Consider the following 1,899-nt stretch of genomic DNA (forward strand, 5'->3'; position numbering starts at 1 on the left):
ACATTGTCTCTTATTTTGAATTATCCAATTTTAGTAAAAACCTCATTTACTTATGATACGGTTCACTATAAATAATTCTAAACTTCATTTATAAACAAGCAATATTTATACATTCATTCTTATATTTTTTTTAAGTTTTTCATTATCTCTACATCATTTTTATATCTCAAAATTACTATTTATACACTATAATTTAAATCCAGTAACTCCCTTATAAATTTCTCTAAAAAGAACCTGCCACAAAACATGACAGGTTCTAAGTTAGTTACACTATATAAATATTTAACTTTTTTCTCTTAGTTTAATTATCCTTGCTATATTATTAGCTGAAACCTCTAAATTACCCTTTCCATCCTCTAAGGCTTCTTCAAGGGTAGATACTCCAGGCATTATTCCTATAATTGAATCTATTCCTAAATCATATAATTCTTCGATTCCTGCCCCTACCTTGCCGGCAAAGGCAATTACAGGAATATTATATTTCTTAGCTATATTAGCAACTCCTATTGGGGTTTTACCAAACTTAGTTTGAGAGTCTATACTTCCTTCTCCTGTAAAGACAAAATCTGCATTCTTTATCTTTTCTTCTAGCTTTGAGTATTTAATTACAAGATCTATTCCTTTTCTAAGCTTTCCATTGCAGAAACCTACAAGAGCTGCTCCCAGGCCTCCCGCTGCTCCTGCTCCCTCTATATTATCTATATCCTTACCAAGTTCTTTTTTAACTACCTCTCCATAATGCTTTAGATTTTTATCTAAGACTTTTACCATTTCCTTAGTAGCTCCCTTTTGAGGTCCAAAAATATAACTTGCTCCATTTTCTCCTGTTAAGGGATTTTTCACATCACAAGCAACTTCTATTTCCATTTCTAAAATTCTTTTGTCAAAATTACTTAAATCTATGGTTTCTAGATTTTCTAAGGCTCCGTTGCCAAAGGGAAGTTCATTTCCTCTCTTATCTTTTAAGCCTACTCCTAAAGCTTGAAGCATTCCTGCTCCACCATCATTGGTAGCACTTCCACCTAGTCCTATAATAAGTCTCTTTGCTCCCTTGTCTAATGCTGCTTTTACAAGTTCTCCTGTGCCATATGTGGTTGTGACTAAGGGACTCCTTTCATCTCTTTTCACTAAATGAAGGCCACTTGCTTCTGCCATTTCTATTACTGCTGTTACCCCATCTCCTAAAATACCAAATCTTGATTCTATTTTATTTCCTAAGGGAGCTGTAACCTCTACAGTATATAGGGCACCTTCTGTAGCATCTACTAAAGATTCCATTGTTCCCTCTCCCCCATCTGCCATAGGGACATTAACACATTGAACATCTTTAAATACTTTTTTTATTCCCTTCTCCATAGCAAAGCATGCTTCCTTTGCTGTCATGCTCTCCTTAAATGAATCTGGTGCTAATATGAACTTTTTAACTTCCATATAAATTTACTCCTACGTATTAATAATATATTAAAATATATATGTTGTAGTAATGATGGATCATTTTAACTAAGGATTTTAATAGTACTATTCTTAAAGTAATTCCTTAATGCTTTTATATATAGATAAACCATATGATAATTGAGACTAAATCACAAGATTTCATTATTTAACATATATTCAAAGGTTGAGTTTTGAAGTGGTTTATCTATATAGGATTCCTAGGTCATCTCTTAACTTGTACCTCCCTTAAAAGTCTAATTTATCAATGAATAAACCCTAGGTATAAGTTAGCTTTTAAGATAGGAACCCTATATTTAATTACAACTTATATATAAGTATTACTTTATCCATAAGAATTCATAAGGTTTTAATTCTATGTTACCTATTACTTCTCTACCTGTAACTATATCCTTACCAGAAATATTTGAGTTCACCTTTACTATCTTTGAATCTATATTTACTACA

The 1,899-nt window shown here is 31.8% G+C and carries 1 protein-coding gene; it reads right to left on the reverse strand.

Annotation, left to right across the window (positions count from 1 at the left end; translation table 11 throughout):
* Window positions 1-282 precede the first annotated feature (282 nt).
* Entirely contained in the window at window positions 283-1,431 is a 1,149-nt protein-coding gene (locus AB2369_RS13145) for a glycerate kinase (protein ID WP_367666923.1), read from the reverse strand.
* Between the last annotated feature and the right edge of the window lie 468 nt (window positions 1,432-1,899).

Origin of the sequence: Clostridium sp., assembly GCF_040797585.1 — a bacterium.
In the GTDB taxonomy this organism is placed as follows: Bacteria; Bacillota; Clostridia; order Clostridiales; family Clostridiaceae; genus Clostridium_Z.